A 13874-nucleotide genomic window follows, 5' to 3' on the forward strand; every position below is an offset into this window, starting at 1 on the left:
GGCTGATCCCCTTCAACCGGCTTGATCAGTCGAGAAATTCGCACAGGTAGGCGGTGGGAGTTTTCACTTCCAGTTTGAAGAAGGAGTGACCGGCCACCAGGAAGGATTCACCCTGGCTGTAGGTGTGCCACTCATCTTCATCAGCCAGCTGGATGGTGAGGGCGCCCTTGATCACTGTCATCCGTTCGGGGGCGGCAGTGTTGAACAGGTAGTCACCTGCGTTCATCACCCCGACGGTTGATTTATCGCCTTTTTGTTCGAAACCGATGGATTTTACATTTCCGTCGAAATACTCGTTAACTTTCAGCATCTTTACATCCCTGTGTGTACGTTTGTACAGCCAAACTAGCACAATCTTTTGCCAGTTGTCATGGGGGATGAGGTAAAAATCGCCGAGACCGCTTTGAATCTTCACTTTTTCGCAAACTTATTAATAGCCAAGGTTAATGATTTGCTGATTTAAAACAGCAATTAAATGTGAGATAACACGCGCAAACAGGGGAATGGGCAGCCGCTCATTCCCCTGTTTGGTTAATTGCACTGGGAAAAGTGTGAATTTTGCTACATAAAGGAACATATTGTGTTAACTAAAGGACTCATTAAAAACATCGGCTTCCAGGTTGTGGTCGCCATGGTACTGGGCGCAGTGGTCGGCGCGTTCATGGGTGAACAAGCCACCGTGTTTGCACCGCTCGGTACCCTGTTTATCCAGCTGATCAAGATGCTGGTGATCCCGCTGGTGGCGGTTGCCATCCTCTCCGGCGCCGCCAATCTGGGCGCCAGCCCGGCGGCGGGCAAGATCGGTGCAGCGACGCTGGCCTTCTTCCTCGTGACCTCCGCGTTGGCCGTGTTGCTGGCGCTGGTAATGGGGCAGATCTTCAAACCGGGTGTCGGGGTCGATTTCGCTTCCGTTGCCTCCATGTTTGGCGGTGACTATGCCGATAAAGGGGCGTTGCCGGATGCAGTCGCCACCCTGCTTGGCATGATCCCCACCAACGTCTTCAACTCCCTCAACGAGGCTAACATCCTGCAGATCCTGGTGTTCTGCATGTTCCTCGGCATTGCGCTGGCCAAACAGCCGCGCGAGCGGGCCAAGCCACTTGTCGATGGGCTCAATACCCTGGTGGATGCCTTCGTCTGGATGATCAACAAGGTGATGATCATCGCGCCGCTCGGGGTGTTCGGTCTGATGGCAGAGGCCATCGGTACCTATGGCTTCGACGTGCTGACCCTGGTGCTCAAGCTGTTCGTGGTTTATGTGGCTGCCATCCTCATCTTCGGTTTTGTGGTCTATCCGCTGCTGGTGATGATGTTCTCCAACACGCCGGTGATGAAGTACCTATCTGCCATGAAGAAGCCGCAGATCGTGGCCTTCTCCACCGCCTCTTCCATGGCGACCCTGCCGGTCAATATGGAGACCTGCGAGCATGATCTGAAAGTGACCAACGCGACAGCCTCCTTCGTGTTGCCGCTGGGAGCCACCATCAACATGAGCGGCAACGCCATCTATTACGGTCTGGTCGCCATCTTCTTCGCGCAGGTTTACAACATCGATCTGAGCGTCGGTGCCTGGGCGGCCATCATTGTGACCTCCACTCTGGGGGCGATCGGTCAGGCCGGTGTGCCGGGCCCAAGCTTCCTGGTGGTTGCCGTGCTGCTGGCGGCCGGGATCCCCATCGAAGGGTTGCCGCTATTGTTCGCGCTGGACCGTCTGTTCGACATGATCCGCACCTCCCTCAATATCACCGGCGATGCGGCCTGTGCTGTCATTGTTGACCGCTTCAGCCCGGAATATGACCCACAGCGCTGGAACAAGGCATAACTGCTTTGAGCTGGGCTGAGATATAACAGCCTTAAGCTGACACTGCGTAACGCGAGCCCCTGCCATGATGGCGGGGGCTTTTTTATATCTGTCTGACAAGTATCAGAGCAAAGGTGTGCACAAGAGATTGCTGACGGATTTAGCTGTGTTGAATGGAGAGTACAGGAGGGGAAAACATCAGTTGTGGACATGGGCCGTATGGCGTCAACCGGCCTGTTATAGATGCCGGGGTAGGGGATTGTCAAACGGCGGGTAACAAAAAGGGGAGCCTTGCTCCCCTCGGATATGATCTGCTGCTGGTTCTACTCCATCAGGCCATATGGTTAAACCATCCTGGTTACACCCTTGTGGCGAAAGAAACAGCGTCAACGTGATGAAATCATATCTATGTTGACCATCTCGGCATTATTACTGAAAAACGCCAGTTGATGGCGATTAAACAGACATGGCAAAGAGGGTCGGTCCGGATTGATGCCTCTCTATCCGGCTCAGAACTGTGACAGTGAGGGCAGAGAGACAGCAACCAGGGTGAAAAACACCGTGAAAACGGCAGTAACGACAAACTCTTTCATTTTTCTCTCCCTAAGTTGTTGGTTGATGTAGTCAAGATACCATAAGAAGGGGGTAAAACAAGGTGTAAATTGATAAAATAGCTTCTTTTCTTGTTAGGTTGGTTGAGATGGCTATTTTTGTCATATTGAGCTGATTTTATCACCTGCTCTGGCATGGTAGGCATTCAAGACTCTGTTTTTATGATTATTTCATTTAAATTCAATTGGTTGGTTGGTTAGTGGTTGGCTTGGTAATGGGTTTTGTATGGGGCTTAAGTGGCATTTTATAAGTTTTCCTCCTCGTAATAGCGTCATTAAGGTCATAAAAAGTGTGCGAGGCAATGATTTGACGATTCCTGACGTAGATAGCCCATCCAAAAGAAGTCTATGGAGAGAGTCTGGTTGCCAACCCTTGTCACACCATCACTTTATCAGTCTGGAGGCTCCGCATTTTTACAGCAATACATTGGGTTGATAGGGAGTAGAGCGGTGCATCGGGGGGATTCAGAGTGGTAACTGGCTGTTTTACCACCGCCAATTTTCCCGTCGGCCTCGGAATAGACATGGCCGCAGCAAGAGTGAGGTGCGCAATAGGCCAGAGGCGTACTCTCTGGCTGGGCTGGGCTGGGCGCGAGTAGCGATCCGCGTAGCCGGTGCATCTGCGTGAGTCATGTGAGTGCAATACGAGAACTGCGCCGGAGCATGGTTGGGGAAGATATCTGAATCCCCTCTACAAGATTGAGATATAAAAAGCGGCGTATGACGAGGAGGCTGAACAAGCTGGTTTCAGGGGCGACAGAGCACAGGTCAACGCAATCCGGTTCGCCGTGATAAAACATCCACGACGATACCGGAACTCTGTTCGTAGGCTGATGCCGGTTGGTGTGAGGAGAGGAAGGCTGGTGATCAGTCAGATGGCGCAAGGCTGGGGAATCAGGCAACCCATATGGTGAGGGTCACACAGCGTGCCGATGCCCCCGTTTTTGCAAGATATAAAAAAACCCTCCGATGGAGGGTTTTTGTCATCAACAGCCGGTAAAAAGCCGCGAGGCTTAGAACAGGGTGGTGGAGAGGTTGTACAGCTCCTGATCGAACGGACGCTTCATGTTCTCGATGCAGTCGATGATGTCGTGGTGTACCAGCTCGTTGCGCTGAATGCCGACGCAGCGACCACCGTGACCAGCCAGCAGCTGCTCAACGGCGTAGGCACCCATACGGCTGGACATGATGCGGTCACGGGCAGTCGGGGCTCCGCCACGCTGGATGTGGCCCAGGATGGTGGCGCGGGTTTCACGACCGGTCAGGGCTTCGATGTCTTTAGCCAGTGCGTTCACGTCGGTTACGTGCTCGCAGATGGTGATGATGGCGTGCTTCTTGCCCTTGGCTTCGCCTTCCTTGATCTGCTTGAGCAGCTTCTCTTTGTCGAAGGCCACTTCCGGTACGATCACATACTCGGCACCACCGGCAACGGCAGCAGACATGGCCAGATCGCCACAGTGGCGACCCATGATCTCGACCACTGAGATACGGTGGTGGGAACTGCAGGTGTCGCGCAGGCGGTCGATGGCGTCAACAACCACGTTCAGGGCAGTATCAAAGCCGATGGTGAAGTCGGTACCAGCGATGTCGTTGTCGATGGTGCCCGGCAGGCCGATGCAGGGGAAACCCTCTTCGGTCAGCTTCTTGGCACCCATGTAGGAGCCGTCACCACCGATGACGACCAGCGCATCGATACCGTGCTTTTTCAGGTTTTCGATCGCTTCGGCGCGCACAGCGGGGTCTTTGAAGGCAGGGAAACGGGCGGAGCCGAGGAAAGTACCACCACGGTTCACCACGTCGGAGACGCTGTGACGCTCCAGCTTGACGATGCGATCCTGGTGCAGACCGAGGTAGCCATCATAAATACCGTAAACTTCCAGGCCATGATGCAAACCGGCGCGAACCACGGCGCGAATGGCTGCGTTCATACCCGGTGCGTCGCCACCACTGGTCAAAACACCAATACGTTTGATTTGTTTGGTCATGAGTGCCTCTGGATCTGAGTTGTCAAATACGAATGTTTAAATAGACAAGCCACTTTTACTATATCGGCTTTCATATGGGATGCGGGGGCCACCATAGGAAAAGCGATACAAGAGAGGGGATGAGCCCCTCTCTTTGCCGTAATCAGCGATTACTTGGCAGCGCCAGCGATGATCTGGGAGAAGTCGTCCACTTTCAGGGACGCACCACCGACCAAGCCACCGTCGATGTCCGGCTGACCGAACAGGTCGGCTGCAGTGGCGCCAGTGACGGAACCGCCGTACAGGATCTGTACTTTGGCAGCAACGGCGGCATCAAAACCGGCCAGGTACTGACGGATGTGAGCGTGAACGGACTGAGCGATTTCCGGAGTGGCAGTCTTGCCAGTACCGATGGCCCATACCGGCTCGTAAGCGATAACGGCGTTGTTGAAGGAGGCGATGCCGCAACGGTCGATAACAGCTTTCAGCTGGGTCTCAACCACGTTCTTGGTCACGCCGGCTTCGAACTGCTCCAGAGTTTCACCGATGCACAGAACCGGGATCAGGCCGCCTTTCTGGATCGCTTCGTACTTGGCAGCAACCACGTCGTCAGTCTCTGCGTGCAGGGTACGACGCTCGCTGTGGCCGACCAGAGAGTAGGTGCAACCAAAGGCTTTCAGCATGGAGGGGGCGTTTTCGCCGGTGAAGGCGCCAGACTCGTGAACGTCAGCGTTCTGGGCACCGTAGGCAATCTTGCTGCCAGCGGTCAGTTGCTCAACCAGACCCAAAAAGATAACCGGCGGGCAGACGGCGACTTGTACAGAAGGATGAGCGGCAGCAGCCGGGGTCAGTCCTTTGATCAGAGCTTCTACAGAAGCTTTGGTGCCGTTCAGTTTCCAGTTACCCATTACCAGGTGCTGTCTCATCTTGTATATCTCCTAGGCATTTGATTGCGCGACATTATATGAATTGAACCGAGCCCAAGATAGCTGACCCGGCGGCAAATGACGTAATTTTTTTTCGCTTTCCTGATCCAAATCAGGAATGAAACGCTTGATCGCTCATTCGTTAACCTGCCCCCGCAAGCGAGCCCACCATACCCCAATCCATTCGTGGATGGCAGCTTCGGAATACATCAGATAACGCCCTTTGGGTAAATAACTGTAGAGGGGCTGGGGTACCTGGCTCTGCTTGGCGGTGTAATCGGTGGGGGCCGGCACGGCATTGAGTCCCTGACCCTGATAGAGAGCCATGGCCCGGGGTAAATGGGTGGCCGAACTGACTAGCGCCACCTCTTTTCCCTTGAGGTGACGACTGATACTGACCGCCTCATCATGAGTGTCTTTGTTGTTTTCAAACAACGTCATCCGCGAACGGGATATGCCGAGGCTCTCGGCCATCCGGGCATTGACCTCGGCATTGGAGAGGGGATCCCCCGATACATAGCCGGAGAAAACCAGCTCGGCGTCGGGATAGGCCTGGGCGAGGCGAACCCCTTCGAGGGTGCGGGCCAGGGCGATATTGTTCTGCCAACTGCGCATCGGTACCGCCGGATCGCTGACATGGCCATTGCCGAGCACCACGATGGCATCGATGTTGGGATGCTGGCTCACCTCGAACGGCGGGAAGGTTTGCTCCAGCCCGCGGGCCAGTTCGTAGCTCACCGGCCGCATTCCCATCAGCGCTACAATGAGCAGCGAGAGAGTGGCCAGCAGCTTGCCGGTTTTCTGAAAACGGGTGAACCAGAGCAGCAGCAGGGCGACCAGCAGCAGGGAGAGGGAGAAGGGGAGCGGCATCAACAGCTGACCCAGCCACTTTTTGAGCACAAACACGACAGACACTTCCTTGAGTTTTCAGCAAATTCGGGATGTGACAGAATACCTCTCTTTTTTGGGATGGCCACAACCCTGTGGCGCTAATGTTGAGTTTCTCCTTGAAGCACGATCAGAGTTTTGACGGGCGCGCCGACAAGTTCGCCCGCAACATTTACGACTCCACCAAGGGGCGCATCCGCACCACCATTGTCTGGAGCGACATCGAAGCCTGCCTGGCCCGCCTTGGCAACCGTCCGCTGCGCATCCTCGATGCGGGGGGCGGTTTTGGCTATTTCGCCCAGAAGCTGGCGGCCATGGGCCATCAGGTGGAGCTGTGCGATCTGTCAGCAGAAATGCTGGAACTGGCCCGCAGCCAGATCGCCGAGAAGGGGCTGGAAGACAAAATCCGTCTCATCCATTGCCCCATTCAGGATCTGAAGCAACACGTGACCGGGACCTTTGATCTGGTGCTCTGCCATGCGGTGCTGGAGTGGCTCGCCGAGCCGCGCCAGACCTTGCTGGGTCTGTTCCCTTTCGTCAATGCCGGGGGCATACTGTCGCTGCTTTTCTACAACCGTCATGGTTTGCTGTTCCAGAGCCTGGTGGTGGGTAATTTTGACTATGTGCGCCTTGGCCTTCGCAAGAAGCGCCAGACTGCGCTTACGCCCACCAATCCCCAGCTGCCGGAACAGGTCTATGACTGGATTGGTCGCGGGGGGCTGCGCATCATCGGCAAGACCGGGGTGCGGGTGATCCACGACTATATGCGTCACAAGCAGGATCAGGTGGAGAAGTTCGACGATCTGCTGGCCATGGAGCAGCAATATTGCCGTCAGGAGCCTTTTGTCGCCCTCGGTCGCTATATCCATGTGATGGCCCAGAAGCCGGCCAGCTGATTGCTCGCGGTTCACGTCGATGTGAACCATGTTTTCGATGCTACCGGATGTAGCCGCGCGCACGATTTTGCGCCCAATACAACAACGAGATGACAACATCATGATGAGTACATCCCGTACCCTGCCAGAGCGTTCTTTGCCGGAGCTAGTAGGGTGGGTCAGGCAGGAGGGGTTGGCGTTGAGCCTGCCGACCGACCGGCTGGCCTTTCTGATTGCAATCAAGACGCTATCCGAAGATGAGTCGGACCTGTCGGAAGCGGCGCTGCACGACGCCTTCGGCTATGTCAGCAGCGCCTTCGGCCAGATGGACGAGACCCTCACCGGTCGCGCCAACAACGCCATCAACGATCTCATTCGCCAGCAGCTGCTGTCGCGCTTCAACACCGACATGGTGGCGGGGGAGAGCCTCTACCGCCTGTCGCGCCTGGGTGTGAGCATCGTCGACTTCTTTATGGATCAGCGTCAGGTTGATTCCATCAAGCTCTCCATTCTGCTCGAACACCTGGCTGCCGAGCTCGACACCGCCCGCAAGGCGGCGCTTGAGACCAACACCCGTGAACAGTGGGATGCCGAGGTGCTGCCGCGCCTCACCTTCTCGCTGGAAGAGACCCTGGGGCGCATCGATCTCACCCAGCGTGCCATGGATGAGCAGCAGAATCAGGTCAAAAGCGAAATCGCGGCCCTGCTGACCCAGAACTGGGTCGATGCCATTCACAGCTGCGAAAAGCTGCTGCACGAGACCGGCCAGACCCTGCGCGAGCTGCAGGATACCCTGGATGCCGCCGGCCACCGCTTGCAGGCGGGGCTGCTCAATATTCAGGAAGCGGCGCAGGGGCGCGATGATCTGTTCCACGTCGAGGAGCTGACTCACGCCTTGCAAGGTCGTCTTGATGTCATCACCAGCTGGGGTCAGCAGTGCATCGAGCTCTGGTCCCGCTACGACAGACACGTCCACAAATTTATCCGCAACGCCATCGACATGGACAAGAACCGCGCCTTCAGCCAGCGGCTGCGCGAGTCCATCCGCAACTTCGAGCAGCACAACTGGCAGCTGCGGGTGGCCGAAGAGCCCCGTCTGCTGGAGCTGCGCGACGAAACCATCGCTATCCACGACGAGGAGGTGACCGGTGAGGTGCCCCTCGAGATGGAGTACATGGAGATGGTGGATATCAACCAGGAGCTGGCCGAGCGCATCGAGCGTTATCTGGCCCGCTACCCCGAGCAGGGGCAGCAGCTGGATCTAGCCGATGTGCTGCGGGAATACCTGCTGGACTACCCGGCCCATGCCCACTTCGATGTGGCGCGTCTTCTGATCGACCAGGCCGTGCGCCTGGGCCATGCCAGTGGCGAGCGCGAACTGCATCGCCAACCCGCATGGAAACCCATTAACCAAGCTGGATCCAAGGTTCAGGCCTATGTCATTGATCAATACTGAGTTTCCCTTGCCGCTGCGGCTCGCAGAGGCGATTGCCAACCCCTTGTTTCCGCGCATCGACACCGCCTTGCGCTCCGGTCGCCACATCAGTGCCGACGAGTTCGAGCAGCATTCGGCGCTGGTCGAATATCACAGCGAGCTGGAGATCTTCTACGGCCGCTATCAGGTGGAGCTGATCAAGGCGCCGGAAGGCTTCTTCTACCTGCGTCCGCGCCCGAGCTCCGACATCGGCACCACTGTGCTCTCCGAGCTCGATATGCTGGTGGGCAAGGTGCTCTGCTACCTCTACCTGAGCCCGGATCGTCTGGCTTCGGAAGGGGTATTCGCCATGGCCGAGCTGCAAGAAGAGGTGCTGAGCCTCGCCGACGAGAAGCAGCTGCTGCGGATGGTCAACAGCCGCTCTGGCGGTACCGATCTCGACAAGAAGAAGTTGCTCGAAAAGATCCGTACCTCCATGCGCCGTCTGCGCCGCCTTGGCATGATCACCGCCCTTGGCAACGGGGATAAATTCCGGGTCAACGAATCGGTGTTCCGTTTCGCCGCCGATGTGCGCTCCGATGAAGATCCGCGCGCCGTTCAGCTGCGGATGATCCAGGAGGGTGAAGCTATCTTCCACGACGACGAAATGCCGAGCAGCGACTCGCTCTTTGATGACATCGAGGCGGATCTCGATGAAGAACAACTGGATCTGGAGGTATAACCGGTGCGAGGCAAGTTCAAATCCCTGACCATGGTCAACTGGAACGGCTTCTTTGCCCGGACCTTCGATCTCGACCAGCTGGTCACTACCCTTTCCGGTGGCAACGGCGCGGGCAAGTCCACCACCATGGCGGCTTTTATCGCGGCGCTCATCCCCGACCAGTCACTACTCCATTTCCGCAACACCACGGAAGCGGGATCGAGCAGCGCCTCCCGTGACAAGGGGCTCTACGGCAAACTGCAGCGCGGCCACTGCTACTCACTTCTGGAAGTGATGAACAGCCGCGAGCAGCGGATCTGGGTCGGCGTCCACCTCGAGCAGGTGGCCAACCGCGACAACAAGGTCAACATCACCCCGTTTGCGCTGGTGGATGTGCCGGAGAATCTGGCACCGACCGATCTGCTACTGGAGAAGCTCGATGGCGGCAAGGGGCGGGTACGCGCCTTTACCGATCTGAAAGGGGCGGCCGCCGAGCTGGGGGCGCTGAAAGTCGCCAAATTCAATACGGTGACCGACTATCACAACTTCATGTTCGAGTTCGGCATCACCCCGAAGAAACTGCGTGATCAAAAAGATCGCGGCAAGTTCTATCGCCTGATCGAAGCCTCCCTCTATGGCGGCATCTCCTCGTCCATCAGCCGTTCCCTGCGCGAATACCTGCTGCCGGAGAACTCCGGGGTGCGCAAGGCGTTTGCTGACATGGAGGCGGCCATCTATGAAAACCGCCGCACGCTGGAAGCGATCAAGGAGACGCAAGGTCAGCGGGATCTGTTCAAGAACCTGATCACCGAGACCACCCACTATGTGGCAGCGGACTATGTGCGCAATGCCGCCGAGAAGAGCCGCCTCTCCGAGCTGGCCCTCAAGGCGCGTCAGGAGCTGGCCGACAAGCGCCGCATTCTGGCCGAAGAGAAACAGCGCGCTATCTATCTGGCCGATGAAGTGGAGCAGCTCACCAACCGCGAAAAATTGCTGACCGACGAGCTGGAGTCTGCCTCCGAGCATCTGGCCAAGGTGATGGCGGCTGTCAGCTTGCAGAAGAAGATCGAGATGTACCGCGCCGATCTGGCGGATCTCTCTGACAAACTCGAGCAGCAGCAAGCGGTGGTGGAAGAGATCCACGGCCAGCTGCTGGAAGTGGAAGAGCGCAAGGAGTTGGCGCAGGCAGAAGTCGACAGCCTCAAGACCCAGCTGGCCGATTATCAGCAGGCGCTCGATATTCAGCAGACCCGCGCCATCCAGTACCGTCAGGCGGTGCAGGCCCTCGATGCTGCCCGCGAGCAGTGCGAGCTGCCGGGGCTGACCGCCGAACAGGCGAGCGACACCCTGCACCAGTTCCGCGCCGCCGAGCAGAGCCTTACCAGCCGGGTGCTGGGGGCCGAGCAGCAGCTGGCGCTGGCCAAGGCGGCGGTGGCCGAGCACGAAGCGGCGCTGGCGCTGCTTTTGAGCATCGCCCCGGAAACAGTGCGCGAGGCCGCCTGGCCCACCGCGCAGGCGCTGCTCAAGCGTCACATCGAAGACAAGGCTCGCATTGCCCAGGGGCAGGGGCTGCGCGCCGCGCTGGCTCGCCTCGAGAAAGAGAGCGAAAGCCAGAAGAGTCTCTTCAAGCTGCGTGACGAGCTGCAGCAGGCCTCTGGCCAGCTGATTGCCAGCAGCGATGAGCTGGAGATCTTCCTCGAAGCCCAACGCACCCGTCAGGAGGAGCTCTCCGAACAGCAGGCGGAGGTGAACCAGCGCCGCGCCAGCCTCGAGCATCAGGGCACCCAGCTGGGTCGCGATATTGCGGAGCTCACCAAGCTGGCGCCGCGCTGGCTGAAATCCTTTGAAAAACTCGAGCAGCTGCGCGAGCAGAGCGGTCTGCCACTCGCCACCGCCGAAGAGCTTTCGGCCGGCATGCAGACAGTGCTCGACAAGGAGCGCGAGTTCGAGCAGGAGAGCAACCGCATCGCGGCGCAGAAACAGGCGCTGGAGCTGCAAATTCGCAACCTGCAGCTGGGTGCTGGCGAGGCGGATCCACGTCTTGCCCGTATCGCCGAGCAGGTGGGGGGCGTGCTGCTCTCCGATGTCTACGACGACATCTCCATCGACGATGCCCCTTACTACTCCGCGCTCTACGGCCCGGCTCGCAGCGCCCTGGTGGTGCTCGACCTTGAAGGTTCCATCGAGCGGCTGAAAAAGCTGGAAGATTGCCCGGAGGATATCTATCTCATTCAGGGCAACCCCGACTCCTTTGACGAGGATCTGGTGGAAGCGGACGAGCTGGGAGACGCCGTGCTGGTGCGCACCAGCAAGCGTCAGGTGCGCTTCTCCCGCTACCCCGAGCTGCCGCTGTTTGGTCGCGCCGCCCGGGAAAAACGGATCGAGCAGCTCGACCTTGAGCGCGAAGGGCTCATCGAGGGCTACGCCAAGGCCGCTTTCGAGCAGCAGAAGTACCACCGTCTCTACGGCCACTTCCGCGATTTTATCGGTCAGCATCTGGATATTGCCTTCCGCCCCGACCCGGAAGCCGAAGTGCAGGCCAAGCAGGCTGAGCTGCGCGCGCTGCAAGGTGCCATAGGTGAGTGCGACAAGCAGCTGAGTGATGCCAAAGCGGCCGGCGCCCAGCTGACTCGCCATATCCAGCTGGTGCAGGGGATGCTGCCCTTTGCCCACCTGTTTGCCGAGACAGACCTGGCCGCCCGCCTCGAAGCGGCTCACGCCGACGTTGAGGCCCTTAAAACAGCCGAAGCCTTTATCGCCAAGCACGGCAAGTCGCTGGAAAAACTGGAAACCATGGTGCAGGTGCTGCGTCAGGATCCGCAGGATCTTGCGGCGCTGCAGGCGGCTTACGATGAGGTGAGCGACCTGCTGGCCGAGCAGAAGCGCCGTTGCTATGCCCTCGATCAGCTGGTGGCCCGTCTGCCGCACTTTGCCTATCAGGATGCGCAAGACCTGCTGGGCAAGGCGTCTGAAATGAGCGAGCGACTCAAAGAGAAGCTGAAAGCGGCTGAGCTGGCTGCCCGCACCGCTGGCGAGCAGCACAAGCAGATTGCCCAGCGTCACACCGAGGCGTTGCAGTTGCGCACCGCCCTCAACTCCAGCGTCGAAGCCAAGCGCCAGACCCTGACCGAGTTTGAGCAGGAGCTGGCGGCCATGGGGCTGACCCTCTCTGATGACATGGAAGAGAAGGCGCGCGCCCACAAGAAAGAGATTGAAGAGCTGCTGATCCGCACCCGTTCCCGTCGCACCAGCGCCGAGGCCCAGTTGCAGGTCACCAAGCGCGAGATCGAATCCCTCGGCGGTCGTCTCAAGCTCGAAGGCAAGGATTACTACAGCGCCCGTAAATCTCTGGTGGGTCACAAGGCGAGTTGGTCACGGGTGGTGCGCCTGGCGCGGGAGACCGATGTCGAGAAGCGCCTCAACAAGCGTGAACTGGCGTACCTCGACAGCGACGAGCTGCGCTCTATGTCAGACAAGGCCCTTGGCGCCTTGCGGGTAGCGGTGGCCCACGACGAGGCCCTGCGCGATGCGCTGCGTCTCTCTGAGGGCAACCGCAGCACCGAGCAGAAGGTCGCTTTCTACGTGCAGGTCTACCGTTACCTCAAGGATCGCATCCGCAACGACATCATCCGCTCCGATGATCCGGTGGAAGCGATCGAGGAGATGGAGATCGAGCTGGCCCGTCTGGCTGACGAGCTCAAGCAGCGGGAAACCCATCTGTCGCTCTCCTCCCACGAGGTGGCGGCCAAGATCACCAATATCATCCGCCGCGAGCAGAACCGCATCCGGGTGCTCAACCAGGGTTTGCAGAACATCGCCTTCGGTCTGGTGCGCGGGGTGCGCCTCAACGTCAATATCCGCGAGGCCCACACCCGTCTGCTGACGGCGCTGGCCGACCAAACCGCCATGCACAACGATCTGTTCGCTGACAAGGAGCTCAGCTTCTCCGAGGCGATGGCCAAGCTGTTCCAGCGCCTGAACCCGCAGATCGAACAGGGGGATCGCAGCTATCAGGTGATGGGCGACGTGCTGCTCGACTATCGCAACTATCTGGAGCTGGAGATCGAGGTGCAGCGCGGGGCCGATGGCTGGCTGCGTGCCGAGAGCGGCGCGCTCTCCACCGGTGAGGCGATCGGTACCGGTCAGGCCATCCTCTTGATGGTGCTGATCAGCTGGGAGGAGGAGTCCCGCCGTCTGCGCGGCAAGGATATAGCCCCGTGCCGCTTGCTGTTCCTCGACGAAGCGGCCCGTCTGGATGGCAAATCCATCGCCACCCTGTTCGAGCTGTGCGAGCGGCAGGATATGCAGCTGCTTATCGCGGCGCCGGAGAACATCAGCCCCGAGAAGGGCACCACCTACAAGCTCATCCGCAAGGTGCAGGGCAAGCACGAGCATGTGCATGTGGTGGGTCTGCGCGGCTTCGGCTTTAGCGATGACAAGCTGATTGCCTGAGAGGTCTCTGGCCCATCCCGATACGGGATGACCGGTAAATAGGTTAAAGGGAGGCATTTGCCTCCCTTTTTACATGGAAGATATGGCACAGTAGCCGCACCGTCGCTGCGGCCTGACAGCAAGGCGAGTAACATGGTGAGTGCCTTGGAGCTATGGCAAGGTGAGGGCTCCCGCCTGCAAGTGTGTCGCCAGCATTATCGGTTGAATCGAAGAGTAAAAAGT

At 58.4% G+C, this 13874-nt stretch carries 9 protein-coding genes; 5 read left to right on the forward strand and 4 right to left on the reverse strand.

The features are described 5' to 3' along the window. Nucleotides 1-25: 25 nt before the first annotated feature. The gene (locus ACTG2W_RS01750; RefSeq protein WP_374810669.1) at nt 26-310 is read right to left on the reverse strand and encodes a pyrimidine/purine nucleoside phosphorylase; all 285 of its coding nucleotides are present in this window, start codon (nt 308-310) and stop codon (nt 26-28) included. Nucleotides 311-580: 270 nt separating this feature from the next. On the opposite strand from ACTG2W_RS01750, the gene ACTG2W_RS01755 reads away from it, so the two are divergent. Then, on the forward strand, nt 581-1822 hold the full coding sequence (locus tag ACTG2W_RS01755) for a dicarboxylate/amino acid:cation symporter (protein ID WP_005352303.1): 1242 nt from the start codon (nt 581-583) through the stop codon (nt 1820-1822). Between the two features lie 1603 nt (nt 1823-3425). On the opposite strand, the gene pfkA is transcribed toward ACTG2W_RS01755, so the two are convergent. The 3 genes from pfkA to elyC all read right to left on the reverse strand — a co-directional run bounded on the left by pfkA (nt 3426) and on the right by elyC (nt 6208). Beyond that, nucleotides 3426-4397 (reverse strand): 6-phosphofructokinase, encoded by a 972-nt coding sequence (gene pfkA / locus ACTG2W_RS01760; protein WP_005336840.1) that lies wholly within the window; start codon nt 4395-4397, stop codon nt 3426-3428. 149 nt (nt 4398-4546) lie between these two features. Beyond that, nucleotides 4547-5302 (reverse strand): triose-phosphate isomerase, encoded by a 756-nt coding sequence (gene tpiA, locus ACTG2W_RS01765; RefSeq protein ID WP_047440675.1) that lies wholly within the window; start codon nt 5300-5302, stop codon nt 4547-4549. Between the two features lie 135 nt (nt 5303-5437). Continuing rightward, nucleotides 5438-6208 (reverse strand): envelope biogenesis factor ElyC, encoded by a 771-nt coding sequence (gene elyC, locus ACTG2W_RS01770; RefSeq protein WP_374810670.1) that lies wholly within the window; start codon nt 6206-6208, stop codon nt 5438-5440. A gap of 101 nt (nt 6209-6309) precedes the next feature. On the opposite strand from elyC, the gene cmoM reads away from it, so the two are divergent. The 4 genes from cmoM to mukB all read left to right on the forward strand — a co-directional run bounded on the left by cmoM (nt 6310) and on the right by mukB (nt 13652). Then, the gene (cmoM, locus tag ACTG2W_RS01775) at nt 6310-7086 is read left to right on the forward strand and encodes a tRNA uridine 5-oxyacetic acid(34) methyltransferase CmoM (RefSeq protein WP_031227571.1); all 777 of its coding nucleotides are present in this window, start codon (nt 6310-6312) and stop codon (nt 7084-7086) included. Between the two features lie 100 nt (nt 7087-7186). Next, a complete protein-coding gene (mukF, locus tag ACTG2W_RS01780) occupies nt 7187-8521 on the forward strand; it encodes a chromosome partition protein MukF (protein WP_058058822.1) in 1335 nt (444 codons plus the stop codon). Continuing rightward, complete coding sequence (mukE, locus tag ACTG2W_RS01785; protein WP_005345759.1) at nt 8502-9221, forward strand: chromosome partition protein MukE; 720 nt, start codon at nt 8502-8504, stop codon at nt 9219-9221. Before mukF ends, mukE begins: the two co-directional genes overlap by 20 nt. Before the next feature lie 3 nt (nt 9222-9224). Then, a complete protein-coding gene (mukB, locus tag ACTG2W_RS01790; protein WP_440016007.1) occupies nt 9225-13652 on the forward strand; it encodes a chromosome partition protein MukB in 4428 nt (1475 codons plus the stop codon). Nucleotides 13653-13874 lie beyond the last annotated feature (222 nt).

Origin of the sequence: Aeromonas sp. 96A (genome assembly GCF_051919165.1) — a bacterium.
In the GTDB taxonomy this organism is placed as follows: Bacteria; Pseudomonadota; Gammaproteobacteria; order Enterobacterales; family Aeromonadaceae; genus Aeromonas; species Aeromonas veronii.

Excerpts from the sequence above, each read along its gene's own strand:
- ACTG2W_RS01750 (WP_374810669.1), bottom strand. The coding sequence starts at position 310 with ATGCTGAAAGTTAACGAGTATTTCGACGGAAATGTAAAATCCATCGGT.
- pfkA (WP_005336840.1), bottom strand. The coding sequence starts at position 4,397 with ATGACCAAACAAATCAAACGTATTGGTGTTTTGACCAGTGGTGGCGAC.
- tpiA (WP_047440675.1), bottom strand. The coding sequence starts at position 5,302 with ATGAGACAGCACCTGGTAATGGGTAACTGGAAACTGAACGGCACCAAA.
- mukF (WP_058058822.1), top strand. The coding sequence starts at position 7,187 with ATGATGAGTACATCCCGTACCCTGCCAGAGCGTTCTTTGCCGGAGCTA.
- mukE (WP_005345759.1), top strand. The coding sequence starts at position 8,502 with ATGTCATTGATCAATACTGAGTTTCCCTTGCCGCTGCGGCTCGCAGAG.